Origin of the sequence: Shinella granuli (assembly GCF_004341885.1) — a bacterium.
GTDB lineage: Bacteria > Pseudomonadota > Alphaproteobacteria > Rhizobiales > Rhizobiaceae > Shinella > Shinella granuli.
Genome location: NZ_SLVX01000005.1, coordinates 38,951 through 63,496 on the forward strand (window position 1 = coordinate 38,951; position 24,546 = coordinate 63,496).

Genomic DNA, 24,546 nt, shown 5'->3' on the forward strand with positions numbered 1-24,546 from the left:
CGGTGTCCTTTGACAAAGAGAATGAGGAATTCAGGCGTTGGGCTGCGACCAGCGGCAGAGTTTCTTCTGGAGGAGGACCAGCACCGCATTGGCGATGAGACCGAGCAGCGCCAAAAGCAGGATGGCGGCGAACATCAGCGGGATCTGGAAATTGTACTGGGCGTTCATCACCTGGAAGCCGATGCCCTTGTTGGCGCCGATCATCTCGGCGGCGATGAGGAGCAGCAGCGCCGTGGTGGCCGAGAGGCGCAGGCCGACGAAGATCGCGGGAACCGAGGCCGGCAGGATGACGCGGCGGAAGATCGTCAGCCGCCCTGCGCCATAGGTCCGCGCCATCTCGACAAGCTTGCCGTCGACCTCCTTCACGCCGCCGATCGTGGCGAGCAGGATCGGGAAGAGCGTCGCCCAGAAGATGACGAAGACCTTCGAGGTTTCGCCGAGCCCGAGCAGCAGGATAAAGACGGGATAGAGCGCGAGCGCCGAGGTCTGGCGGAAGAACTGCAGCAGCGGGTCGAGCGCCTGCTCGACGATCTTGGCCTGCCCCATGACGAGGCCGAGCGGGATGCCGATCACGACGGCGGCGGCAAAGGCGATGCCGGAGCGCTGGAGGCTGATGGCGATGTCATCGAGCAGCGCGCCGCTGGCAAGGCTGTCCCAAAGGGCCACGACGATGGTGTGGAGCGGCGGGAAGACGGCAGGGTTGACCCAGCCCTGCGTGCTCGAAATCTGCCAGAGCGCCAGGAAGGCCAGAACCAGGCCATAGCGGGCGAGGAACGACGGCAGCAGCGCATTCAGCCGCGACGTCACCCTTGGCGCCGCCGGTGGGCGGCTGGCCAGGCGAAAATCCGCGCCGAGGGTGGAGTTGACGTTCTCATAGGACATGGTCGTCTCCTATTCGGCGGCCTGGACGGCGGCGCGTGCGCCGGCCCAGCGGTTGACGGGAAACGGCAGGCCGAGGTTTTCGCGCAATGTCGTGCCCTCGTAGGCGGTGCGGAACAGGCCGCGGCGCTGGAGCTCGGGGATGACCAGGTCGACGAAATCGTCGAGCGCGGTGGGCAGCCACGGCGGCAGGATGTTGAAGCCGTCGGCCGCCTCGTTCTCGAACCATTCCTGCAGCGTGTCGACGATCGTCTCGGGCGTGCCGACGATGGTGTAGTGGCCGCGGGCGGAGGCGATCCACTGGTAGAGCTGGCGGATGGTGAAATTGTTCTCGTCGGCGATCTGGCGGATCAGCGCCTGGCGGCTCTTCATACCCTCGGTCGGCGGGGCGGGCGGCAGCGGGCCGTCGAGGTCGTAGCCCCTGAGGTCCAGCGTGCCTCCGGTGAGCCCGTTGAGGAGACCGACGCCGTCCTCTTCGACGATCAGTGCGGTCAGGCGGTCGTATTTCTCACGCGCCTCCTCCAGCGTGCGGCCGACGAAGGGCGAAACGCCGGGCATGACGAGGATATGGTCCGGATTGCGGCCGAGGCCGCGGGCGCGCGCCTTGATGTCACGGTAGAATTCCTGCGCCGTCCCGATATGCTGGTGGGCGGTGAAGATCACTTCCGCCGTGGCGGCGGCAAGCCCGCGGCCGTCATCCGACTGGCCGGCCTGCACGATGACCGGATGGCCCTGCGGCGAGCGGGAGACGTTGAGCGGTCCGCGCACCTGGAAATGCTCGCCGCGGTGGTCGCTCTCATGCAGCTTTTCCGGATCGTAGAAGACGCCGCGCTCCTTGTCGCGCAGGAAGGCGTCGTCCTCGAAACTGTCCCAGAGCTTCTTGACCACCTCGACATGCTCGGCGGCACGGCGGTAGCGCGCGGCGTGGGGCAGTTGGGTCTCGCGGTTGAAGTTCTGCGCGGTCGGATCGCCCGTCGTGGTGACGACGTTCCAGCCGGCGCGGCCGCCGGAAATGAGGTCGAGCGAAGCGAACTTGCGCGCCGTGTTATAGGGCTCCTCGTAGGTCGTCGAGGCGGTGGCGATGAAGCCGAGATTCTTGGTGAAGGGTGCGAGCGCGGAAAACAGCGTCACCGGCTCGAAACCGGCAACGCGGGCATTGCCCCCTTCCCGGGCGCCACCGAAACCGATGGCGAGGTTATCCGCCAGGAAATAGGCGTCGAACAGGCCGCGTTCGGCGGTCTGGGCAAGCTGCTTGTGGAACTCGAAGCTGGTGGCACCGTCCGCCGGCTGGTCCGGGTGGCGCCAGGAAGCGACGTGCTGGCCGCCGCCGGGAAGGAATGCGCCAAGCCTGATCTTGCGTGTCATCGTGTTTCCTTTCATCGCGTCTGGAAAGGGCCGCGTCGGCCACGGGGTCTCGATCCCGCCCGCGGCGGGGGATGGCAGTGCATGGATGGGGAAGTCGGTGCGGTGGGGCGCCGCTCAGCAGGCGTCAGGACAGGGCATGGTAGCGGCCGTCCTGGTAGAGCAGCGAATGGCCGGCGCCGAGGCGGATCGCCAGAACCTTGCCGATGACGATGACGTGGCTGTGCCGTTCGATGGCTTCCTCCACGACGCAATCAATCGCCGCCACGGCATCGACCAGGAGCGGCGCGCCGCTGACGGCGGTGGTCCACTCCGCGCCGCGATAGCGATCGGCGCCGCGAAGGCCGCCGCGGCCGGCGAACTGGTTGGCGAGCGCCTCATGGGTGCTGCCGACGATGTTGATGCCGAGATGGCCGTAGCGCTCGACGACGGGCCAGGTGGAGGAGGAGCGGTTGAGGGACACCAGCATGCGCGCCGGCTCGACGGAAAGCGCCGTCGCAGAGGTGACGGTGGCGCCGGTGCGGGCCTCGCCCTCGCCGGCCGTGATGATGCTGACGCCGCCGCCGAGGGTGCGCAGCGCCGCCTTCAACGTGTCGGCATCGGCAGGCTGCTCGATCACCGACGTGCCGTGAAGGTTGAAATGCGTGTTTTCGACATGGGCATTCATCGTTCCCGCTCCGCTTGAGACCCTTGATGGTGATAGGGATAACAAGCGAAAGTCGGGGACAGCAGGCACGCCATTTCTTATTTCACTATTTTTATAGAAAATATGAATTTGGATTGCCCGGCGCCTGCAGGAGCATTTGCCGACGGGCGAAAAGGCAGCCGGACGCACCAGGAAGCAGGACGGTGCGTCCGGCATGAGCTCAGGCGCGCCTGCGCCGCGCCGCCATCGCCGTCACCTCGACGCGCATGCCGGGATCGGCGAGCGCGGCGACGCCCACGGCGCAGCGCACCGGATAGGGCTTCTTGAAATAGGCGCAGTAGACCTCGTTGAAGGCCGGGCGCTCGGCCATGTCGGTGAGGTAGATCGTCAGGTGGATCACGTCGGCAAGGCTGCTGCCGGCCTTTTCCAGCGAGGCCTTCAGGCTCTCCAGCGTCGCCACGCTCTGCGTCTTGATATCGCCGGTCTCCAGCGATCCGTCGGCGCGCAGCGGGATATGCGTGGTGACGAGAAGGTTGCCGAGGCCGGCGGTGTCGGAGGAGATCTCCGTCTCGTCGGTGTCCTCGATGAAGAAGGGGGCGTCGTTTTCAGCCATGGCCGATTCTCCTTGAATGCGTTTGCCTTTCAGCACGAGCGGCTTTGCCGCGCGCCGTCAACCGAAATCCCGCCTCACCAGACCGTGCCGCGCGCGGCGACGTCCTCCACGCGGGTGACGACGCCACCGCGGTGGAAGACCATGCGGTCGAACAGGTTGCTGACGACGCAGGTGTGGTTCGGCACGATGCGCACCACGCTGCCGATGGCGGGGAATTCGTCCCGGCAATCCTTGAGGTCGACGACCGCATGCTCCTCCGAGAGCGAGACGATGCGGGCGCCCTCGTGGCCCTCGATCTCGCCATAGTCGCTGAAACCGAGCAGGTCGGAGGTCAGCGCCTTGGAGCCGGCATCCAGCACCGCGCGATCCTCCGCCGGGCGCGAGACGACGGTCGCAAGGATGTGCATGGCAAGATCCTGCCGCGTGCAATGGCCCGCGCGCACCATGCTGCGGTCGTTGTAGACATAGGTTCCCGCGCGGTGCTCGGTGGCGGAGGGCACGAGATGGGCCTTCCACAGGTCCGGCGAACCGCCACTGGAGCGCACCGGGCAATCGAGGCAACGGGCCGAAAGCAGGGCCATGGTCCCGGCCATGAAGGCCTCAACCGCGCTCGACCCGCCGGTTGCCGGATAGGTGAGGATGCCGCCGAAGCGGAGGGCGGGCGCAGCGGCGATCCGGGCCGCCAGTTCCGCCGCCGCCTCCGGCGTCTGCACGCCGCAGCGGCGCCCGCCCGTATCGCATTCCACGAGCACGGTCAGCGGACGGGCGGCGTCGAAGGCGCCGGCAAGGCCGTCCACGGTCGCGGCGCTGTCGGCGACCACGGCAAGGCGCGGCACCCGCTCGTGCAGCGCGCGCAGGCGCTTGAGCTTTACCGCGCCGAGAATGTTGTAGGTGATCAGGATGTCCTCGAAACCGGCATCGGCGAAAACCTCGGCCTCGCTGATCTTCTGGCAGTTGAGGCCGGCGGCGCCGGCCACCCGCTGCGCCTCGGCGACCGCGACGATCTTGTGGGTCTTGATGTGCGGACGGAAGGCCTTGCCGTGCCCGTCGAAATAGGCCTGCGCGCGGGCGATGTTGGCGGCCAGCCGGTCCTCATCGATCACAGGCATGAGGGTGAGGATGTCTTCGAGCGGCGTGCCGGCGTCGGGCCAGGGATATGTCATGGAAAACCTTCCAGTCTTGGCGCCTGCAGCGCCCGTTGGGGGTGCGGTCACTATGGTCAAAATGGCGGCGCGGTGAAACCGAAAATCCCGCGCCCGTCCTCGGCAGGGTTCAGGCCTTGCGCTCCTGGAGGATGTTGCCGCCGTCGACCACCAGCACCGCGCCGTTGATATAGCTCGCCTTCTGCGAGGCGAGGAAGGCGACGGCCGCGGCGACCTCGTCCGGCCGGCCCGCGCGGCCGCAGGGCGTCGCCCTGGCGGCGCGGCGCTCTTCCTCCGTGGAGGCGCCGGTGTCGATCCAGCCAGGCGCCACGGCATTGATGGTAACGCCATGCGGACCGGCTTCGAGGGCGAGCGCATGCGTCAGGCCCACCATGCCGGCCTTGGCGGCGGAATAGGCCGTCTCGCCGGGATTGGCGACATAGGGTCCCGTCACCGACGCCACATTGACGATGCGGCCGTAACCGTCCGCCAGCATGTCCGGCAGGTAGAGGCGGGTCGAAAGGAACGTCGTCTTGAGCGTGACGGAGATGCCGCGGTCCCAATCCGCCTCCTCCAGCATCGCGAAATCCCGCTGCAGCGCCGGCTGCGCGAGGCTGCCCATGCCGGCATTGTTGACGAGCACCGCGGCCGGCCCCGTCGCCTGCCGCAAGCGCTCGACCTCGGCCTTGACGGTAAGGTCGCAGACATGGCCGGTCGCGGAAAACCCGGCACGCCTCAATTCCTCCGCGCGGGCAAAGATCCGTTCGCTCGTCGCCACGAGGTGGACGGCATGACCTTCCTCCGCCAGGCTCCGCGCGCAGGCAAAGCCGATGCCGTCCTCGGCCCCTGCTCCGGTGATGATCGCCGTCTTGCGCTGCATCCGTCCCTCCTCAATAACCGGCCGTCACGCCGAAATCGATGGAGAGCGCGGCCCCGGTGATGGCCGCGGCATCCGGCTCGCAGAGATAGGCGACCATGCGGGCGATCTCCTCCGGCCGGATGAAGCGCGCCGCCGCCTGCTGGGGATAGTTGGACAGGAGTTTCGCCTTGTAACCGTCCGGGTCTCCGCCGCCATAGCGCTCGGCCTGGAACTCGATCATCGGCGTCGCGACATCGCCGGGGCACACGGCGTTGACGCGGATCCGGCGCGGAGCGAGTTCCAGCGCCAGCGCCTTGGTCAGCAGCACCAGTCCACCCTTCGAGGCACAGTAGATCGAAGCGCCGTTGTTGCCGACGAGGCCGGCGTCCGAGGCGATGTTGACGATGGAGGCACCGTTTTCCAGATGCGGAATGGCCGCCTGGATCAGAAAGAACGCCCCCTTGAGATTGACGTCGAGGACGATGTCCCAGTCCTCTTCCGTCATCGCCTCGGCCGCGCCCTCGCGCCAGACGCCTGCGGCATTGACGACCACGTCGAGGCGCCCATGCCAGGCAAGCGCCTCCTTCACCGCAAAAGCACAGGAAGCGACCTTGCGCATGTCGAGCGGCACCGCAAGCGCCGCGCCGCCCCTGGCCCGCACCGCCTCCACCGCTGCCGTCAGACGTTCGGATTCGAGGTCCGCAAGGACGACGGCATAGCCATCGGCGGAAAGCCGTACGGCGATCGCCGCGCCCATGCCGCCGGCCCCGCCGGCAATGAGCGCTACTCGGGTCTGGTCGGTCATGGTTGCCTCTGCCTCGATGCGATGTCCTCTTCGAAGAGGAGGGGCCGCGGCGACGATAGTCAACACCGCAGTTCAGACAACCCACCGCTCAATGGTGACTGCCGCCGCCAGCCACACGCGCTTCGGGTCCACGCATGTCGCTATCGCAAAACCGCCGCACATTCTTGCGTGACAAGCGTCAGAGCTGATGCAGCACGAAGGGTTTGTCCGCGATCGTCTCCACCCGCATGCGGAAGCCGAAGACGGCCTCCAATGTTTCCGGCGTCAGGATCTCCGCCGGCGTGCCATCAGCGACGACACGGCCGCCCTTCATCGCGACGATGCGGTCTGCATGGGCGCTTGCCTGGTTGATGTCGTGCAGCACGATGACGACCGTCTTGCCCTTGCCGTCGGCGACGCTGCGCAGCGAGCGCATCAGTTCGCGGGCGTAATACATGTCGAGATTGTTCAGCGGTTCGTCGAGCAGCAGGTAATCCGTGCCCTGCGCGAAGGCCATGGCGACCAGCGCGCGCTGGCGCTGGCCGCCGGACAGCGTCTCGATGAAGCGGTCGGCAAGGTCGGCAAGGTCGAACTGGGCGATGGCCGCGTCGATGATGGCGTGGTCGGCCTCGATGAGGCGGCCGCGGCCATGGGGAAAACGGCCGAAGCCGACGAGCTCGCGCACCTTGAGGCGGCTTGCCACCGTCGTGTCCTGCCGCAGGATGGCGACGACGCGGGCAAGCTCCCGGCCGGGCGTGGTATCCACCGGCAGGCCGTCGATGTCGATGGCGCCTGCCTGGAGCGGCTGCAGCCGTGCGACGAGCGAAAGAAGCGAGGACTTGCCCGCGCCGTTCGGCCCGATCAGCGCCACGACGCCGCCCTTCGGGATCGTCAGGCTGACATCCGTGAGGATCGGCGTCGTTCGGTGCTTGAAGGAGACGTTTTCTATCCGGATCATTTGCGGCTCCCGAGGACCAGCAGCAGGAGGAAGACGAGCCCGCCGACGAATTCGATGACGACACCGAGCGCCGTCGCGTTTCCGAGCGCGTGCTGGAACAGCGTCTGCCCGCCGACGAGCACGACGATGCCGGCAAGGGCGGCCGCCGGCAGCAGCACGCCGTGGCGGCGGGTATCGACGATGCGCTCGGCCAGCGCCGCCACGAGAAGCCCGAAGAAGGCGACCGGCCCGACGAGCGCCGTGGAGACGGCGACCAGCGCGGAGACGAGCAGCAGCAGGCCCGTCACCGTGCCCGCCCAGCCGACGCCGAGGCCCGTTGCCGTATCCGGCCCGAGCGAGACGACGTCGAGCACGTGGCGCGCCCGCCAGGCGATGACGGCGGCGATGACCGTGACGATGGCGGCGAAGACCAGGAGGTCGGTGCGCACGGCATTGAAATTGGCGAAGCTCGCCGATTGCACGACGGAGAATTCGTTGGGGTCGATGAGGCGGGCGAGCAGCGAATGCAGGCTGCGGAACAGGACGCCGAAGACGACGCCGGCCAGCAGCATCAGCCCCATGTCGAGGCGGCTCTTCAGCATGGGCAGCAGCAGCGCAGAGGCGAGCGCCATCAGCACCAGCACCTCCAGGCCGAACTTCAGCTGCGGATCGAGCGCCACGTAACCGACCCCGCCGAGCAGGAAGACCATCAGCATCTGGCCGAAGAGATAAAGCGCATCGAGCCCCATGATCGACGGCGTCAGGATGCGGTTGCCGGTGACGGTCTGGAAGATCACGGTGGAAATGGCGATCGCCACGCCCACCTGCACCAGCGCCGCAAGCTTCAGCAGCCGCAGTTCCAGCACGAAGGCGATGTTGCCCTTGAGGCCGATCGCCAGGAACGCGACGGCGGCGGCCAGGGCCGCGGCGGCAAGGCCGAGAAGACGACGGTCACGCATGGGCGCCACGCCGGAAGAGCAGCCAGAGGAAGATCGCCCCGCCGACCACGCCCATCACCGTGCCAACGGGGATTTCGTAAGGATAGCGGATGAGGCGCCCGACGATGTCGCAGGCAAGAACCAGCCCCGCCCCGCCGGCGGCGACCCAGCCCAGCGTGCCGCGCACATTGTCGCCCATCAGGCGCGAGACGATGTTGGGCACGGCAAGGCCGACGAAGGGGATCATGCCGACGACCGCGACGGCCAGCGCCGTGATGACGGAGACGAGGACGAGGCCGATCTGCATCATGCGGGCATAGTCGATGCCGAGCCCGATGCTCGCCTCGCGCCCGAGCGCCATGATGGTCAGCCGGTCGGCGACGAACCAGGCGATGGCGACCATCAGGGCCGAGATCCACAGCAGTTCGTAGCGCCCGCGCAGCACGCCGGAGAAGTCGCCATTGGTCCAGACGGCGAGGAACTGCAGGAGATCCGCCTGCCAGGCCGCATAGGTCGCCGCCGCACCGATGACCCCGCCATAGACGATGCCGAAGAGCGGCACGAGGAAGGGCTGGGCGGGCGGCAGGCGATGGGCGGTCGCCAGGAAAATCGAGGTGCCGAGCAGGGCCGCGCCGCCGGCAACGAGCGTCTTCACCGGCAGGGCGGCGGCGGGAAAGAGCAGCGTGACGAGGAGGATGCCGAGTTCGGCGCTCTGCGCCGTGCCGGCGGTCGCGGGCTCGACGAAGCGGTTGCGCGCCAGCGTCTGCATGATGAGGCCGGCGATTGCCAGTCCGGCGCCGCTGAGGATCGCTGCAAGCGTGCGCGGCAGGCGGCTGACGAGGAGAAGCTGGAGTGCTTCGGGATCGCTCAGCACCCGGCCGAGCGGCAGCGGGCTGACGCCGACGGCAAGGCTCAGCACGAAAAGGACCGCGAGCCCGAGGCCCGCGATCGTTCCGGTCCGCAAGGAGGGGTGCAGGACGCTGGCGCTCATTTCGCTGCGGAGAAGGCCTCCGTGATCGTCGCCAGCACGCGTTCGAGCGACTGCACGCCGCCGGCCGCGATGTAGAAATCCGGAGCCGGCAGGTAGACGACCTGGCCCTTCTTCCATGCCGTCGTTGCCGCGACGAGCTCGTTGTCGAGCGTCACCTTCGCGGCCTGCTCGCTGGAGCCGATGGCGGCGGCGCGGTCGAGGACCAGCAGCCAGTCCGGATTCGCCTCGCGGATGAACTCGAAGGACACCGCCTCGCCATGGGTCGCCGTCTCGATCTCGGCGATCGCCGGCGGCAGGCCGAGCGCCGCATGCACCCAGCCGAAGCGCGAGCCGGGACCGTAGGAGGAGACCTTCGGCCCGTTGGTCATGACGATCAGCGCCGTGCCCTTGCCGGCGACCGCGGCCTTGGCGGCCGCAAGCTTCGCGTCGAGCTCGCCGGCAATCGCCTTTGCCTCTTCCACCTCGCCGAACAGGTCGCCATAGGTCTCAAGACGCAGCTTCGCCTGCCCGAACAGGTCGTCGCCGTCGATCGTCATGTCGATGGTCGGCGCGACCTTGGCCGTGACGTCCGCCTTGGCGGCGGACCGGCCGCCGACGATGACAAGATCGGGACCGAGCGCGCTCAGCGCCTCGAGGTCAGGCTCGAACAACGTGCCGACCACCGTCGCGCCCGCCTTGATCGGCTCCAGCTCGGGAACGTAGAGCTTGTCCGGCACACCCGCCGGACGGATGCCGAGCCGGTCGAGCGTGTCGAGCGCGGCCATGTCGTAGACGGCGATGGTCTTCGGCACGCCGTCGACCGCGACCGTTCCCTGCGCCGTCGCCACGTCCATGGCGCTGGCGGGCAGGATGGAAAGGGCAAGGGCGGCGAAGGCCGCGAGCGGATGGAACTGTTTCATGGTCTACCTGTCATGCTGATGGGATGCGAAAGCTCAGACGGCCTTGTTCTGCCACTGCCAGTCGAGCGGCTGAAGCGCCTCGCGGAAGGCGAAGCGTGCAAGATGCGATTCGATGACCGACTGGGTCTGGGCAAGGTCCTCGCCGTTCCCGGCCCGGGCGGTCATGCGCAGGCCATCGTCATCGGCATCCAGAATGCCGAGGCCGCAGGCGAACCGGCACTCGCCGTGGTTTTCCGACGCGGTGACTTCGATCTTGTGCGCGAAATGCTTGCACAGTTGGGCCAGGTATTTCCGGCCGTGAGCGGTCTCCAGATAGGCGACGGATTCGAGCATGGCCTTCCCTTTCATCCTTGTTCGACGACCGGCCTGCCTGCCGGCAGCACCGAAAACATAACGTCCTTACTCATGTTTTCCTGACAAGGGAAGCCGGCTGTCACAGCCGGTCCCCGGCGAAAAGCGCAATCAACCCGTCCGGAATGGCGCCTCGCCGGACCAGATCGTCGCGGCCGCCGGCAAGACCGCGACAGGGAACCGGCGTGGCAGACGGTCACGTTTCGCCGTTAAACTTGACCCGATAAATCATGTTAAGCTATGTCTCATGAATACACGGCCGCCGCCTGGGGCACGGCGATTCTGAAGGGTTGGAAATGGCGGCGACGCGCGGCGATGCCGAAAAGTGGACGGGAGAGGTTCTGGCATGCGGCCTGATGCGCCGGGGCAACGTTCCGCCCACCGCCTCCCGCTGGAGCCGCATCGAAGAGGCCGCGCCGTGAAGGAGGGAGATGCCACCTCGCTGCTCTACGCCGCCCACCGCCCTGCCCTCGTCCGCTATGCGACGCGGATCCTCGGCTCGCGCGAGGCGGCGGAGGACATCGTGCAGGATGCCTTCCTGCGCTTTTCGCCGGCCAACACCTATGGCGCCTCCGCCAGCCAGACGCTCGCCTATCTCTACCGCATCGTGCGCAATCTCTGCCTCGACCTCATCAAGCGGCGCAGGATCGAGATGAGGGAACAGGACGGCGAGCCGCCGTTCTGGTCGATGCCCCGCGCCGTCGAGACGCCGGAGGAGACCGTGCTCGTCTCCGACGAGGTGCGGGCGATCACCGAAGTGCTCGACCGGTTTCCACTGGATGTGCGCGTGGCGGTGGAGATGCACCGCTTCGGCGGCTACACTCTGGAGGAGGTCGCGACCCATCTCGGCATTTCCGTCGCCACCGCCCACCGCCATGTGCGCGCCGCGCTGGTGGAGATCGCGCTTCGGCTCGGCAATGACGCCCCGTGAAAAAAATCCGCGCGCAAATCGTCCCTACGCAGCACTTTGATATTCGGCTAGAACGCCATGCGCGGCATGGGGAGCCGGGGCACGGGTAAGAACTTGATCCAGGACGACAACGAAAAGCGCCGCACGCTCGAAGAGGCGATGGACTGGCTGTTGCGGCTGAAGGCCGACCCCGATTGTCCGCAGGTCGCGCGGGACATCGAGCACTGGCTCGCACGCGCAGAAAGCAACCGCACCGCCTGGCGCGACGCGCTCAAGGCATGGGAGGCTCTCGGCGAAGTTCCCCCGCGCCACGCGGACCTGTGGCCGCCCCGCCCGGTCGCGGTGGCCGCCCCGCCCCGCCGCCGTGGCCGCCGGGCCTTTGCGACGGGCGCCGCGCTTGCCCTCGCCGCCGTGCTCCTCCTCGTGCTCGCCGCCCCTGCCCTGATGATCTGGCTCCAGGCCGATTTCCGCACCGGCACCGGCGAAAGCCGGGTGGTGACGCTCGTCGATGGCAGCACCGTCAACCTTTCCGCCGACAGCGCCATCGATGTCGAGCTGACGCCCGAGGGCCGCCATGTGCGCCTCCTCTCCGGCCAGGCCTTCTTCGACGTGGCGCATGACGGCCGGCGCCCCTTCACCGTGGGGGCCGGCAATGCCCGCGTGGTCGTGCTCGGCACGGCCTTCGACGTGGCGCTCGACGATGCCGCGACGACGGTGCAGCTCGCCCGCGGCGTGGTTGGCATTTCCGGCGAGGGTGACGGGCAATCCGTCGCCGAAATGGCGCCCGGCGACATGGCGACGGTCGATGGCGCGACCGGCGCGATCACCCGCGCGACGGTTCCGCTGGAGGAGATCGGTGCCTGGCGGAGCGGCCTGCTCTTCGTCAACGACGTCACCGTCGACAGCGTCGTCGCGCGCCTGCAACGCTACCATTCCGCCTGGATCGGCGTGCCGGACCGCACGCTCGGCCGCCAGCGCGTGACCGGCCTCTACGACCTCCGCGATCCCGACCGGGCGCTGAAGGCGCTCGTCAAACCCCATGGCGGCAAGGTGCGCTCGGTCTCCCCCTACGCGCGGATCGTCTCCCGTTATTGAGCCTTTCGAAAAGTTTTCCGAAAAATTCAGGAAATTTGCCGGGAGCGTGAAAAAGATTCCCGAGGCGATCGTCTCTGCACCGGGAATGCGCGCTTCAGGGGCGGCGCATCCCGAGGATATACCGGGGGTAAAATGCGTTTGCATATCGATCGATCGACCACGTCGCGCGCCGGGGCGCGCACGCGCACCGTCTTCATGGCCAGGCTGATGGTCTCCACCGCGGCCGCGCTCGTCTTCAGCCTGCCGCAGGCGGTCCTGCAGCCGGCAGCCGCCCAGGCGAAATCCGCCCGCGTCGGCACCATGGTATTCGATATTCCCGCGCAGCCGCTGGCGGGCGCGCTCAACGCCTTCGGCCGGCAATCCGGCCTGCAGGTCTCGCTTGCCGCCGCCACCTCGCGCGGGCTGACCTCCCGGCCGGTCAAGGGCACGTTCACGCCGCAGGAGGCGCTCTCCCGCCTTCTCGAAGGCACCGACACGCGCCATTCGGTCACCACCGACGGCACGGCGATCGTCACCGCCGCGCATCTCTCCCCGCTCGTCACCGGTTCCGTGGAAGACGGATCGACGACGCTCGACCGGATCACGGTCGAGGGCGAAAAGGTCGGCGATGGCGACGTCAGCGAGCTGAACATTTCCGCCAGGGACCTGGAACGCAAGAACCCCGCCACCATCCAGGACGTCTTCCGCGAGGAGCCGAGCGTCAAGGTGGGCTCCTCTCTGCCCATGTCGCAGAAGGTCTATGTCAACGGCATCGAGGAGACCAACCTTGCGATCTCCATCGATGGCAGCCGCCAGAACAACAAGGTCTTCCACCACAATGCGACGACGCTGATCGACCCGACGTTGCTGAAGGCCGTCAGCGTCGACGAGGGCGTGGCGCCGGCCGATGCCGGCCCGGGCGCGCTTGCGGGCTCCATCGTCTACGAAACCAAGGATGTCGGCGATTTCCTCGACGGCAACGGTTACGGCGGTTTCGTCAATTCCGGCTTCAACACCAACGGCAACATCTTCACCACGGGCCTTTCGACCTTCGGCAAGCAGGACGGTTTCGAATATCTCGGCTATTTCAACATCGGCCGCGGCCAGGAGTTTTCCGCCGGCAATGGCGACCAGGTGCTCGGCACGCGCACGCATTTCCAGAGCGGCCTCGGCAAAATCGCCTATGAATTCGAGAGCGGCGACCGCATCGAGCTGAGCCACGAGGCGATCAAGGACAATGCGCCGCGCCCGTTCCGTGCCAATATGGGCACCACCACCGGGGCAAAACCCTGGGAGCCGCTGGTGCGCGACTATGAGCTCAACCGCACCAACACGGTCTTCACCTACACGGACGCGACGCCCGAGGGCTGGTGGGATCCGAAGCTGGTGCTCGCCTATGGCCAGACGGAGGTCGGCACGACCGTCTATCTCAAGCCCGGCAGCACGCCGGAAACCTATCCGGTCACCGGCATCACCGGCACGTTCAACGGCAAGTTCGAGAACCGCTTCCATTTCGACCTCGGCACGGTGACGGCCGGCGTCGACTTCTACAGCGACAAGGCGGAAGTGGAAGACCTCTACGAACCCGCCACCGAGAAGGCGCGCAATGTCGGCGCCTATCTGCAGGCGCGGCTGGAGCCCTTCGAGCGGGCGCGCCTCTCCTTCGGCGGCCGTGCGGACCGGCAATGGTTCACCGGCACCACGGGCGAGGAATGGGACAATTCCGGTCTCAGCGGCAACATTTCCGGCGAATACGACCTCATCGCGGATTTCCTGACCGCCAAGGCCGGCTACTCCCATGTCTGGGCCGGCATCCCGCTCGCCGAGAACTTCATCATGAACCCCGCCTGGGTCTATTCGCCCGAGCCGAAGCCGACGACGTCCGACAACTACACGGTCGGCCTCGTCGCGAAATATGCCGGCTTCTCGCTGGAGGGCTCCGTGTTCCGCACGGAAATGGAGAATGCCCGCGCGGCGCGCTACAAATATGCCTTCGAGGGGCGGCATGTGGAATCGGAGGGTTTTTCGATCGGCGCCGGCTATGACTGGACCGACGGCTACATCCGCGTGAAATACGCCAATATCGACACGCTGATCGACGGCAAACCGGCCGATTCCGATACCGGCACCTACCTCACGACGCCGGTCGGCGAGATCATCACGGTCTCCGCCGCCCATACCTTCGCCGACTGGGGCCTCACCGTCGGCGGCGATATCGAGATCGCGCCGAAATACGACAAGGTCCCGGAGGGCAGCCCCGCCTTCAAGGCCTACCAGGTCGTCAACAGCTTCGTCGAATACAAGCCGCCGAGCCATCAGAACCTGACGCTGCGCGCCGAGGTGAAGAACATCTTCAACGAGACCTATGCCGACCGCGCCACCTACGGCCAGGAATTCGGCGAGGTGAAGCCGCTCTACCAGCCGGGACGCGCGTTCCTGCTGAGCGTACGCGCCACGTTCTGACGACACGGCGCGGGCGGCACCTGGAGCATTCCACACTCGGGCGATTCCGCCCGAGTGTGTCAGTTCAGGCGCTGCTCCGTCTCCGCATCGAAGACGTGGAAGGCGGCGGGCGCGACGGCAAGGGCAATCTCGTCGCCGGCCGCGATGCGGGTGGTCGCCGGCAGGGCGGCGACGAGGCGCTGGCTGCCCATCGCCGCCGTGACGACCAGCTCCGGCCCGGTCAGCTCCGCGACCTCGCAGCGCGCCGTGAGCGGCACGCCCGCACCCGACCGTTCGATCGCCTCCGGCCGGATGCCGAGGACGAGCCGGCGGCCCGGCGCGATACCGTCCAGATCAGGCACGGGCACGATGATGTCAGTGCCGTCGATCCGCAAGCCGCCCTCGCCCGCCGTCGCGGCCAAAAGGTTCATCGGCGGCGCGCCGACGAAGGTGGCGACGTAGAGCGTCGCCGGCCGGTTATAGATGTTCTCCGGCGTGTCGAGCTGTTCGATCCGGCCGCCACGCATGACGGCGATGCGGGTGGCGAGCGTCATCGCCTCGATCTGGTCATGCGTGACATAGACGACGGTCGTCCTCGTCATCTGGTGCAGCCGCTTCAGCTCGGTGCGCATTTCCATGCGCAGCTTCGCATCGAGATTGGACAGCGGCTCGTCGAACAGGAAGATCTTCGGGTTGCGCACCAGCGCCCGGCCGATCGCCACGCGCTGGCGCTGGCCGCCGGAAAGCTGGCCGGGCTTGCGCTCCAGCAGGTTTTCGATCTGCAGCAGCTTCGCCGTCTCGCGCACGGCCCGGTCGCGTTCCGCCCTGTCCACCTTGCGCATTTCGAGGCCGAAACCGATGTTCCGGTGCACGGTGAGATTGGGATAGAGCGCGTAGGACTGGAACACCATGGCGATGTCCCTGTCCTTTGGATGCACGCCGACAATGGATCGGTCGTCGATGCGGATGTCGCCGCTCGTCGGCTCGGCAAGGCCGGCGATGATGTTGAGCAGCGTGGACTTGCCGCAGCCGGAGGCGCCGAGCAGCACGAGGAATTCCCCGCTTTCGAGCGCGATGTCGATGCCCTTCAGCGTCTCGACGGCGCCGTAGCTCTTGCGGATGGCGTCAATGGTCAGCGTGCTCATGCCGGAACGTCCTGCGCGGTCGGTGCGTAGCTTCGGGGATGGGTGGAAATGGCGCGCGAGGCCACCGCCGTGCCGGCGGCGAGGCTCGCCTGCAGCGCTTCCCCCGCCGCATGGGCAGCGAGGAAGGCGGCGTTGAAGACGTCGCCAGCGCCGATCGTATCGACGACCCGCACGACAGGCGCTGCAGCGTGGACAACCCGGTTGTCGGCATCCACGGCGATCGCCCCCTTCGGGCCGCACTTGACGACGACGATGCTTCCGTCCGGCATGCCCTGCCGCAGGATGCGCCCCGCCTCGGCGGGATCGGCAACGCCGGCCAGGCTGGTCGTCTCCACCTCGTTGAACAGCGCGATCCGGCAGCGCGACAGCCAGCCTTTCGCCGCCCGCCTGTTCGCTTCCGTCCAGCCGTCCAGCGGCCAGCCGGTATCGAGGGCGACGGCAATGTCGTGGCGATCCGCCCAGTCGAAGAACCGGTCGTAATCCTCCACCAGCTTCTCCGTCAGGAAGGAGCCGCACAGGAGCACGATGCCGCCGGCAAGCCGCGGCCCGTCGAGCACCGCGAAGACATCCTCCAGGCTGAACAGCGGCAGGTGCCCGCGCGTCGTGAAGAAGGTGCGCTCGCCGTCCGGATGGGTGATGCCGACGGAGAGCGTCGTACTGTCGCTGTGCACCGGCCAGGTGCTTGCGCGCGCGCCGAAACTTTCCGCGAGCCAGCGGCCGAACTGGTCGCGGCCGATGCTGGCGGCGATCTCGAAGGGCGTGCCGAGCGCCATCCAGGCGAGCGCGGCATTGCCCGCCGAACCGCCGACGCGCAGCTCGTCATGGTCGACGATGCTTTCCGTGCCCGGCTGCGGCCAGGGCGCGGCCGGGCCCATGATCAGGTCGATATTGACGTTTCCGACGACGGCAAGCGGCTTCACTCATTCACTCCGGGTAATCTTCGTCGAGCGCACCGGCGTGCCGGCATCGGCGACGCGCGCGGCGGCGAAGGCGATCATCAGCCGCTGCGCCGTCGGCAGCATGGCGAAGACGGCGGCAAGACCGGTCAACGGCGGGAAGGCGATCGTCGCCGCGCCCTCGACCGGCGGGCGGCCGGACGCATCGAACATGACGAGCTTCGCACCCGCCTCGACCACGGAGGTCGCCATCGCCGTCACGAGGTCCGTCGTCGCGTCGTCGCTGCGGAAGAGAACCACGCCCACATCGGGCGAGAGCATTTCCATCGGCCCGTGGCGCAACTGGCCGCCCTCCAGCGAGAAGCACGGCAGGCGCGACAGTTCCGTGAAGCCGAGCGCGATGGCCTCGGCGAGCCCTTGCAGCCGCCGCCCGGACGTCACGACGGAGCGCACGCCGGAAAGTTCGGCCAGCGCCGCGTCGATGGCCGGCTCCCGCGGATTCTCCAGGGCATGGATCGCCTGCGCGACGTCCTCGCCGAGGGCGGCGAGGATCGCCAGATGCAGCGAGAAGCTCACCGTCAGGCTGCGGGTCGCGGCGAAGGCCTGCTCCGTGCCGCCATGGCCGATGAGAGAGGGTGCGGTGCGGGCGAGGAAGGAGCCGCCTTCGAGCGTGAAGCCGAAGGTTTCGTCATTGCCGCCGGTCTCCTCGAACCAGCGCAGCACCTCGGCGCTTTCCCCGGACTGCGAGGTGACGAAGACCGTGCGCCCGTCGAGGGCGAGCGGCGCGCCGAGCTGCTCGGAGAGCGGCAGGGCGATCGCCTCGATGCCGAGGCGGCGGTAGAGCGGCTCGACGGCGCGGCCGACGGCCTGCGAGCCGCCCATGCCGAGCAGCAGCAGCCGGCCGGTGCGCTTCAGGCTGGCGGCGGCCCTTTCGGCCATCGCGCCATTGTTGCGGAAGGAGGCGAGCGCATCGGCATGCTGGCGCGCCATTTCCCGATCGATCGCCCTGAGGCCTTCCGGCCGGGATACAGTCGTGTTCATCGTCATCCTTTCACACCGCCGCTGGTAAGGCCCGAGATCAGGGCCCGTTGCATGATGAGGCCGACAAGGACCGGCGGTAGCGCGGCAAGCACGCCAGCCGTCGCGATCAGCCCGTAGTCGGAAACCCGGCCGCCCGCGAGATCGGCGATTGCGACCGTCAGCGTGCGGGCGCGCTGGTCCGAGGTGAAGAGCAGCGCATAGAAGAACTCGTCCCAGCCGAGCAGGAAGGCGAAGAGCGCCGCGGTGGCGACGATCGGCATGGCGAGCGGCAGGGTGATGATGCGCAGCGTGGCAAGAAGGCTCGCCCCGTCCATCATCGCCGCCTGCTCGATCTCGCGCGGAATGCCGTCGAAGCCGGACTTCATCAGCCAGGTGGTGAAGGGCGCGAGGATGGTGAGGTAGACGAGCGCCAGGCCGAAGACCGAATTGAGCAGCCCGAAGGCGGCGAGCGCCATGTAGAGCGGCACCGCGAGCGCGACGGGCGGCAGCATGTAGGTGGCGATGACCAGCGAGAGCGACCAGCCGACCGAGGGCGTGCGCGAGACCGCCCAGCCGGCCGGCACGGCAAGCAGGACGGCGGCGACCGTCGCCATGCCCGCCACGAGGATGCTGTTGAGAAGCGAGGCGACGAAATTGGCGCCCGCGCTGTTCGGGATGGTCGACAGCAGCGTGGCATAGCGCGAGAAATCGACCGTGCCCGGCCACCAGCGAAGCGGGCGCGCCACGAGGTCGGCAGCCGGCGAAATGCTCATCACGAAGAGCCAGAAGATCGGCGCGACGATGACGGCGGCGAGCAGCAGCGCGGCGGCGTGGATGAGGATCGAGGCGAGAAGGCTGCGGCGTTCCATCAGGCGGCACTCCCCGCCGTGCGGCGCACGAGCATGCCGTAGCCGATCGCCAGCACCGTCACGATGAGGGTGACGACGAGGGCGAGCGAGGCGCCGGAGCCGGCGCGCTGGAAGGAGAAGGCCTCCTGGTAGACGAGAATCGACAGGGTGCGCGTCGAATTGGCCGGGCCGCCGCGCGTCATCACCCAGATGATGTCGAACACCTTGAAGGCCTCGATGGTGCGCAGCACCAGTGCCACCATCAGGGGGCCGGCGAGATAGGGCAGGATGACGAAGCGGAAGCGCGCGAAGGGGCCGGCGCCATCAACGAGCGAGGCGGAGGTGATGTCGCGCGGCACGGCTTGGAGGGCGGCGAGCGCGATGAGGGCGACGAGCGGAAAGTTCTTCCAGCAATCGGCGATGATCAGCGCCGTCATGGCGGTGCCGGGCTCGCCGAGCCAGGACCGGTAGCTGTCGAGAAGGCCGACCTGCGTCAGCGCCGCGTTCAGCGCGCCGTATTCCGGATTGTAGATGAGCCGCCAGAGCGTCGCGTTGACCACCGTCGGCAGCGCCCAGGGCAGGATCAGCAGCGCACGCAGCACGGTGCGGCCATAGAACCGCTGGTTCAAAAGCAGGGCGGCCAGAACGCCGATCACCATCTCCGCCGTCACGGAGACGACGGCAAACCAGGTCGTGGCGTAGAGCGCCCGCTGGAAATTGTTGTTAGACAGCATTTTCAGATAGTTGTCGAAGCCGACGAAAGCGCCGCCGGAACCGATCAGCTTGGCGTCCGTAAAGGAAAGCCGCACGGTATCGACCATCGGCCAGCCGATCACGGCGAGCATGATCACCAGCAGCGGCAGCATGAGAAGCCATGCCCGGGTCGTCATCCAGGTGCTGGACATAGCGTCCTCTTCATCGATTTCAGCAAGGGCGAGTGTGCGGGCGGCCGGCGCCGCCCGCAAGGCCGAACCTCAAAGGCCGCTGTTGTCCGCCGCCGACTTCAGCGCGTCCTCCGGCGTTGCCTGGTCGAGCAGGGCCTCCTGAATGGCCTGCTGGAGGGCGGTGGAGAGCTCCTGGTATTTCGGCGTGGTCGGCCGCGGATACATGGCGGCGAGGCCGAGCTTTGCGGCGGCGATCAGCTCTTCCTGGCCGGCGGTGACGGCGGCATCCTCGTAGGACGACGCCCAGATCGGCAGGCTGAGCTTGGCATAGGCGTTCTGCGTCTCCTGCGAGGTCATGTGCACGATATACTTCCAGGCCTCGTCCGGGCTCTTGCTGGTCGTGGTGATGCCGAGGCCCATCGAGCCGTTGACCGCCGAGACCTCGCTCTTGCCTTCGACGCCCGGCGCGGGCACGACGCCGACCTTGCCGGCGACCTTGCTGTCCGCTTCGCTATTGGCCATGTTGTACATATAGGTCCAGTTGAGCGCGAAGGCCGCCTCGCCGTTCTGGAAGACGTTGCGCACGTCCTCTTCGAGGAACTCCTTGGAGTTCGGGTTGGTGAGGCCGGACTTGTAGCTGTCGACCATGTATGTCAGCGCATCGAGACCGCCGCCCTCGGCAAAGGCCGGCTTGCCGTCCTTCAGGAATTCGCCGCCATAGGCGCTGACGAGCGTGGTGTAGTCGCAGATCGCCGCCTCGGCCTGCGACCAGCTCCAGGCGATCGGCGTGGCCAGCAGGCCCTTGTCCTTGATGATCTTCGCCTGCTCGTTCAGCTCGGCCCAGGTCTTGGGCGGCGCCGAGATGCCGGCTTTTTCGAGGATTTCCTTGTTGTAGAACAGGTATTTGGTGTCGAGGATCCACGGCATGCCGTAGGACTTGCCGTCATAGTCGACGGTCGTCCAGGCGCCCGGCAGCACGCCCTTCTTCATCTCGTCGGTGATGCGGGACGAGACGTCGACCAAAACGTTGTTCGCCGCATATTCGGCGGGCCAGATCACGTCGAAGAGCACGACGTCATAACCGCTGCCGGAGCCCTGGGCGAGCACGGTCTTGTCGTGCAGGCCCTCGTAGGGAACGAATTCCAGGTTCACCTTGATGTCGGGGTTCGCCTTGGTGAAGGCGTCCGTCATGGCGCGCACATCCGCCTCGCTATAGGCGGCCTGCGCCATGAAGAGTGCGTTGAGCGTCGTCTCCGCGAAGGCATGCGGGGCGGAAACGCCGGCAACCAGCGCCGCGCCGAGCAAGGTCTTCTTTATCGATTTCAACATGATTGCGTCCTCCTGTTTGGTTCATGCATCCGAAAGCGCCCTGCAGGCACCCCGGTCGTTGCGGGTTCATCGTCGGATCATGGCGGGAGACCCGCCGCCGTTCCCCGGAGCTCTTCGGCTCCTTATTAAGTCAAACTTCTTGACTTAAATGTTCTGTATTATTCAAATGGTGTCAAGAGGGGATGTCGATGAACGAACTGCGGACGATCCGCGCCAAGAGCGGGACCAACCAGGAAGGCACCAGCGCCCATAACCGGCGCGTCATCATCGAGGCCATCCGGCTGAACGGACCGCTGTCGCGCGCCGATCTCGCCCGCGCCACGCGGCTGACCAAGCAGACCATTTCCAATCTCGTCGAAGGCCTCGAAGCGGATGGCCTCGTCGCCTCGGAGGAGGTGGTGCGCGGCGGCCGGGGCCAGCCCTCGACCCCCTACCGGCTCGTGCCGGAGGGCGCCTTCGCGCTCGGCGTGCAGATCGATCGGCACCTGACGCGTCTCGTCGCCGTCGACCTGATGGGACAGGAGGTCGCCCGGGCGGTGGCCAACCTTCCGCCGGGCGGGCCGGTCGAGGGCTGCAAGCTGATCCTTCGCCTCATCGAGACGATGCGCGCCGACCTCACGCGGCGCATTCCCGAATCGGCGCACCGGCTGGCCGGGCTGGGCCTTGCCATGCCGGGGCCTTTCGGCCTTGCGCCCTCCGACGACGAGACCTGGATGATGGCCGAGTGGCAAGCCTTTCCGCTCGTCGAAACGCTGGCGGCCGGCACGGGGCTGGCCACCAGCCTGCAGAACGACGCGACCGCCTGCGCGGCGGCGGAGCGCATGAACGGCTCGGCCGACGGCCTCGACCACGCCGTCTGCATCTATTTCGGCTACGGCATCGGCGCCGGCCTCATCCTCGGCGGGGAACTCTATACGGGCAGCAACCGCAATGCCGGGGAGATCGGCATGGTGCTGTTCTCGCGCGGCGGCGCCCCGTCGCCGCTGGAGCATCGTTCGTCGCTCGCCTCGCTGTTCCAGCATCTCGGCCTCGATTCGGCGACCACGGAGGCCTATGCGGAGGTCGAGCGGCGGACGCTCGCGGACGACCCGCGCATCCTCGACTGGCTGGCGGGCGCGGCGGCCGACATGCGGCAGGCCGTGCACATGGTCGAGACCATCTTCGACCCGCAGACCGTCATCCTCTCCGGCAGCGCGCCGGAGCCGCTGGCAAAGCGGCTGTTCGACGCGATGTTCCCGCTCATCCCCTCCAATGCCGACCGGCCTGGCCGCACGTTGCCGCGCCTGCAACTCGGCATGATCGGCCCCTGGGCCGTCGCGCTGGGGGCGGCGGCCGAGCCGATCCGCCGCGCCTTCGACCCGCGCTTTTCCGCGATCCTAAAAACGGCGTCCTGAAGATTGCCTGTTTCGCAGGCAGCTTTCGCCCGCGCCGCGGCCAAAACGGCTGCATCTGCAGTTTATTTGCACGAGCGTACCGGAATCGCCGAATCAGACCTTCCCTGTGTTCCGGCAAAACCCTACTGGGATATCACTCGCGCAACCCGCGAGCTTCCCCGCGTCATTGGGAGCCAACCGTGGCGCTCGCTGCCCCGCTTCGTGCGGGGCCTCTTTTTTTCAGCCGCCGAAAAATCCGCCCGCTCAGGGGTGATGCAGCACGCTCATCCCGCCATCCACCGTCAGGCAGGTGGCGTTCATGAAGGGGCATTCGTCCGAGATCATGAAGAGCGCGGCCTTGGCGATCTCCTCCGGCGAGGCGATGCGCCCGCCGGGATGCAGCGTCATCGTCTGCGCTTCGGCGGCGACGGGATCGGGAAAGCTGTTCCAGTATTCCACGGCCTTCTGCGTGCGCACATAGCCGGGCGCCAGCGCATTCACGCGAACGCCCTGTCCGGCATATTCAAGGCCAAGGGCCTTGGTCATGCCGATCAATGCGTGTTTCGCCACCGGATAGGGGAAGGTGTGCGGGATGATGGTGAAGGCATGGGTCGAGGCGATGTTGAGGATGACGCCGCCGCCATCCTCGATCATGCCCGGCAGCACGGCCCTGCTGCAGTTCCACGCGCCCTTGAGGTTGATGTCGAAGCAGCGCTGCCAGTCGGCATCCGAAAGCGCCAGCGGCTCGAAGAAGACGTTGACGCCGGCATTGTTGACGAGCGCGTTCGGCCGGCCGATCTCGCCCGCTGCTGCAGCCACCGCCCGCGCGATGGCGTCGGCATCGGTGATATCGGCCGCCGCATGGCCGATCCGGCCGCCGTCGGCACGAAGCCGCCCGGCTTCCGCAGCAAGCAGGTCGCCGTCGCGGTCGATGAGGAAGAGGCTCGCCCCTTCGGCAAGGAAGCATTCGGCCATGGCAAGGCCGATGCCCTGCGCCGCGCCGGTGACGACGATCCGTTTTCCGTCAAGACGTCCAGCCATCTGCGTTCTCCTCACCACTCGGCCACGCTGCCGTCTTCATGACGCCAGACGGGATTGCGCCAGCGATGGCCTTCCTTCGCCCGCTCGATGACATAGGCCTCGTCCACCTCGATGCCGAGGCCCGGCCCCTGCGGGATCGACACGAAACCATCGGCGTAGTGGAACACCTCCTTGTTGGAGACGTAGTCGAGGATGTCGTTGCCCGTGTTGTAGTGGATGCCGAGGCTCTGTTCCTGGATGAAGGCATTGTAGGAGACGGCGTCCACCTGCAGGCAGGCGGCCAGCGCGATCGGACCCAGCGGGCAATGCGGCGCCAGCGCCACGTCATAGGCCTCCGCCATCGCCGCGATCTTGCGGCATTCCGTGATACCGCCGGCATGGGAAAGGTCCGGCTGGAGAATGTCGACATAGCCGTCCGACAGCACCGACTTGAAGTCCCAGCGCGAATAGAGCCGTTCCCCGAGCGCGATCGGCGTCGAGCAATGGTTGGCGATCTCCTTCAGCGCCTCACGGTTCTCCGACAGCACCGGCTCCTCGATGAACATCAGGTTGTAGGGCTGAAGTTCCCTGGCCAGTACCTTCGCCATCGGCCGGTGCACGCGGCCGTGGAAATCGACGCCGATGCCGACATGCGGGCCGATCGCCTCGCGGATGACGGCGATGGTCTCCACCGCCTTCTCCACCTTGTCCCAACTGTCGACGATCTGCATCTCCTCGCAGCCGTTGAGCTTGATCGCCTTGAAGCCGCGGGAAACGACCTCGCGGGCATTGTTGGCGACGTCGGATGGCCGGTCGCCGCCGATCCAGGAATAGACCTTGATCCGGTCGCGCACCTGGCCGCCGAGCAGGGCATGGACGGGTTGGCCATAGGCCTTGCCCTTGATGTCCCACAGCGCCTGGTCGATGCCGGCGAGCGCCGACATGTGCACGGCGCCGCCGCGATAGAAGCCGGCGCGGTACATGACCTGCCAATGATCCTCGATGAGCAGCGGGTTCTTGCCGATGAGGTAATCGGAGAGTTCGTGCACGGCCGCTTCCACCGTCAGCGCGCGGCCTTCCACGACAGGCTCGCCCCAGCCGACGATGCCCTCGTCCGTCTCCACCTTCAGGAACAGCCAGCGCGGCGGCACGATATAGGTCGTAAGCTTCGTGATCTTCATGGACAGACTCGTCTGGGAACAGG

General features: G+C 67.2%; 25 protein-coding genes. 5 read left to right on the top strand and 20 right to left on the bottom strand.

Annotation, left to right across the window (positions count from 1 at the left end; genetic code table 11):
- Nucleotides 1-30: 30 nt before the first annotated feature.
- From EV665_RS10225 to EV665_RS10280, 12 genes are all read right to left on the bottom strand, one after another.
- On the bottom strand, nt 31-882 hold the full coding sequence (locus tag EV665_RS10225; protein ID WP_133034019.1) for an ABC transporter permease: 852 nt from the start codon (nt 880-882) through the stop codon (nt 31-33).
- A 9-nt stretch (nt 883-891) separates the two neighbouring features.
- Nucleotides 892-2,244, bottom strand: coding sequence for an LLM class flavin-dependent oxidoreductase (locus tag EV665_RS10230; RefSeq protein WP_133034020.1), 1,353 nt, complete (start codon nt 2,242-2,244; stop codon nt 892-894).
- Nucleotides 2,245-2,368: 124 nt separating this feature from the next.
- Nucleotides 2,369-2,908 (bottom strand): flavin reductase family protein, encoded by a 540-nt coding sequence (locus EV665_RS10235; RefSeq protein ID WP_064333032.1) that lies wholly within the window; start codon nt 2,906-2,908, stop codon nt 2,369-2,371.
- A 199-nt stretch (nt 2,909-3,107) separates the two neighbouring features.
- The gene (locus EV665_RS10240; protein WP_064333031.1) at nt 3,108-3,500 is read right to left on the bottom strand and encodes a RidA family protein; all 393 of its coding nucleotides are present in this window, start codon (nt 3,498-3,500) and stop codon (nt 3,108-3,110) included.
- Nucleotides 3,501-3,574: 74 nt separating this feature from the next.
- Nucleotides 3,575-4,663 carry a D-TA family PLP-dependent enzyme gene (locus EV665_RS10245; protein WP_133034021.1) on the bottom strand — a complete coding sequence of 363 codons (1,089 nt, stop codon included), beginning with the start codon at nt 4,661-4,663 and terminating at the stop codon, nt 3,575-3,577.
- 109 nt (nt 4,664-4,772) lie between these two features.
- Complete coding sequence (locus EV665_RS10250) at nt 4,773-5,522, bottom strand: SDR family NAD(P)-dependent oxidoreductase (RefSeq protein ID WP_064333029.1); 750 nt, start codon at nt 5,520-5,522, stop codon at nt 4,773-4,775.
- Nucleotides 5,523-5,532: 10 nt separating this feature from the next.
- Nucleotides 5,533-6,306 (bottom strand): SDR family NAD(P)-dependent oxidoreductase, encoded by a 774-nt coding sequence (locus EV665_RS10255; RefSeq protein WP_133034022.1) that lies wholly within the window; start codon nt 6,304-6,306, stop codon nt 5,533-5,535.
- 178 nt (nt 6,307-6,484) lie between these two features.
- The gene (locus EV665_RS10260) at nt 6,485-7,243 is read right to left on the bottom strand and encodes an iron ABC transporter ATP-binding protein (protein WP_133034023.1); all 759 of its coding nucleotides are present in this window, start codon (nt 7,241-7,243) and stop codon (nt 6,485-6,487) included.
- Entirely contained in the window at nt 7,240-8,181 is a 942-nt protein-coding gene (locus tag EV665_RS10265) for an iron chelate uptake ABC transporter family permease subunit (RefSeq protein WP_133034024.1), read from the bottom strand. The genes EV665_RS10260 and EV665_RS10265 overlap by 4 nt, the downstream gene beginning before the upstream one ends.
- Complete coding sequence (locus EV665_RS10270) at nt 8,174-9,151, bottom strand: ABC transporter permease (RefSeq protein WP_133034025.1); 978 nt, start codon at nt 9,149-9,151, stop codon at nt 8,174-8,176. The genes EV665_RS10265 and EV665_RS10270 overlap by 8 nt, the downstream gene beginning before the upstream one ends.
- Nucleotides 9,148-10,050 (bottom strand): siderophore ABC transporter substrate-binding protein, encoded by a 903-nt coding sequence (locus EV665_RS10275; RefSeq protein ID WP_133034026.1) that lies wholly within the window; start codon nt 10,048-10,050, stop codon nt 9,148-9,150. The genes EV665_RS10270 and EV665_RS10275 overlap by 4 nt, the downstream gene beginning before the upstream one ends.
- A 33-nt stretch (nt 10,051-10,083) precedes the next feature.
- On the bottom strand, nt 10,084-10,383 hold the full coding sequence (locus EV665_RS10280; protein ID WP_064333024.1) for a DUF2218 domain-containing protein: 300 nt from the start codon (nt 10,381-10,383) through the stop codon (nt 10,084-10,086).
- A gap of 314 nt (nt 10,384-10,697) precedes the next feature.
- On the opposite strand from EV665_RS10280, the gene EV665_RS33085 reads away from it, so the two are divergent.
- The 4 genes from EV665_RS33085 to EV665_RS10295 all read left to right on the top strand — a co-directional run bounded on the left by EV665_RS33085 (nt 10,698) and on the right by EV665_RS10295 (nt 14,848).
- Nucleotides 10,698-10,823, top strand: a complete 126-nt coding sequence (locus tag EV665_RS33085) for a hypothetical protein (protein ID WP_281048231.1) — start codon at nt 10,698-10,700, stop codon at nt 10,821-10,823.
- On the top strand, nt 10,820-11,332 hold the full coding sequence (locus EV665_RS10285; RefSeq protein WP_064333281.1) for an RNA polymerase sigma factor: 513 nt from the start codon (nt 10,820-10,822) through the stop codon (nt 11,330-11,332). Before EV665_RS33085 ends, EV665_RS10285 begins: the two co-directional genes overlap by 4 nt.
- 93 nt (nt 11,333-11,425) lie before the next feature.
- Nucleotides 11,426-12,406: a FecR family protein gene (locus tag EV665_RS10290; protein WP_162853022.1), complete on the top strand. Its 981-nt coding sequence runs from the start codon at nt 11,426-11,428 to the stop codon at nt 12,404-12,406.
- A 132-nt stretch (nt 12,407-12,538) separates the two neighbouring features.
- Complete coding sequence (locus tag EV665_RS10295) at nt 12,539-14,848, top strand: TonB-dependent receptor (protein ID WP_245507681.1); 2,310 nt, start codon at nt 12,539-12,541, stop codon at nt 14,846-14,848.
- Between the two features lie 59 nt (nt 14,849-14,907).
- On the opposite strand, the gene EV665_RS10300 is transcribed toward EV665_RS10295, so the two are convergent.
- The 6 genes from EV665_RS10300 to EV665_RS10325 form a co-directional block, all read right to left on the bottom strand.
- Nucleotides 14,908-15,972 (bottom strand): ABC transporter ATP-binding protein, encoded by a 1,065-nt coding sequence (locus EV665_RS10300; protein WP_133034029.1) that lies wholly within the window; start codon nt 15,970-15,972, stop codon nt 14,908-14,910.
- Nucleotides 15,969-16,892: a PfkB family carbohydrate kinase gene (locus EV665_RS10305; protein ID WP_133034030.1), complete on the bottom strand. Its 924-nt coding sequence runs from the start codon at nt 16,890-16,892 to the stop codon at nt 15,969-15,971. Before EV665_RS10305 ends, EV665_RS10300 begins: the two co-directional genes overlap by 4 nt.
- Nucleotides 16,893-17,909, bottom strand: coding sequence for an SIS domain-containing protein (locus EV665_RS10310; protein ID WP_133034031.1), 1,017 nt, complete (start codon nt 17,907-17,909; stop codon nt 16,893-16,895).
- 2 nt (nt 17,910-17,911) lie between these two features.
- Entirely contained in the window at nt 17,912-18,757 is an 846-nt protein-coding gene (locus EV665_RS10315; protein WP_064333020.1) for a carbohydrate ABC transporter permease, read from the bottom strand.
- Nucleotides 18,757-19,641, bottom strand: a complete 885-nt coding sequence (locus EV665_RS10320) for a carbohydrate ABC transporter permease (RefSeq protein WP_133034032.1) — start codon at nt 19,639-19,641, stop codon at nt 18,757-18,759. Before EV665_RS10320 ends, EV665_RS10315 begins: the two co-directional genes overlap by 1 nt.
- A gap of 69 nt (nt 19,642-19,710) precedes the next feature.
- The gene (locus EV665_RS10325) at nt 19,711-20,949 is read right to left on the bottom strand and encodes an extracellular solute-binding protein (RefSeq protein WP_133034033.1); all 1,239 of its coding nucleotides are present in this window, start codon (nt 20,947-20,949) and stop codon (nt 19,711-19,713) included.
- Between the two features lie 188 nt (nt 20,950-21,137).
- Between EV665_RS10325 and EV665_RS10330 the strand changes: the two genes are divergently transcribed.
- Nucleotides 21,138-22,343: an ROK family transcriptional regulator gene (locus tag EV665_RS10330; protein ID WP_133034034.1), complete on the top strand. Its 1,206-nt coding sequence runs from the start codon at nt 21,138-21,140 to the stop codon at nt 22,341-22,343.
- Nucleotides 22,344-22,586: 243 nt separating this feature from the next.
- Here the strand turns inward: EV665_RS10330 and EV665_RS10335 are convergent, their stop codons facing one another.
- Nucleotides 22,587-23,363: an SDR family oxidoreductase gene (locus tag EV665_RS10335; protein ID WP_133034035.1), complete on the bottom strand. Its 777-nt coding sequence runs from the start codon at nt 23,361-23,363 to the stop codon at nt 22,587-22,589.
- A gap of 11 nt (nt 23,364-23,374) precedes the next feature.
- Complete coding sequence (gene dgoD, locus EV665_RS10340) at nt 23,375-24,523, bottom strand: galactonate dehydratase (RefSeq protein ID WP_133034036.1); 1,149 nt, start codon at nt 24,521-24,523, stop codon at nt 23,375-23,377.
- Between the last annotated feature and the right edge of the window lie 23 nt (nt 24,524-24,546).